At 70.8% G+C, this 432-nt stretch carries 1 pseudogene; it reads left to right on the forward strand.

From position 1 onward, the window contains the following. Window positions 1–21: 21 nt before the first annotated feature. A pseudogene (locus LRF89_RS13365) lies at window positions 22–432 on the forward strand (ComEA family DNA-binding protein); the annotation flags it as partial.

Below are 432 nucleotides of genomic sequence, written 5' to 3' on the forward strand. Positions count from 1 at the left end.
CGCCGAAAAGTTGATCCGGCGGTGCACGAGGCTATAGCGCGCCTGGATGCCGACGGGCTCAGCGCCGCCGTCGCCCTGGCCGTCGCCCTCTGGGGGCGGGGCGAAAGGCTCGATGAGGGATGGAACCGGGTTCAACAGCGCATCACCCAGAACCGGGGCTTTGAAGCCCTGCCCCGCTCACCGGAGCTGTTCGAGGCGATTGCGGTGGAACTCGAGCGCTGCCGCGCTGCGGTGCAGCCGGCGCGGGACGCGCACCGGGTCGTGCTCGCTTTGCTGGCCGAGGCGGCGGCGCAGGGGATGGACGGCGAGCGGCGGGCCGCACTGTTTTTCGATGTGGACGATCTGGCCCTGGCGCGGGGACCGCGGACCGTGCTGCAGGAGGAGTTGCTGGAGATCTTCGCGGACCACGCCCAACTGAGCCTGGAGCCGGCC

Origin of the sequence: Halorhodospira sp. 9621, assembly GCF_022228055.1 — a bacterium.
GTDB classification, from domain to species: domain Bacteria; phylum Pseudomonadota; class Gammaproteobacteria; order Nitrococcales; family Halorhodospiraceae; genus Halorhodospira; species Halorhodospira halophila_A.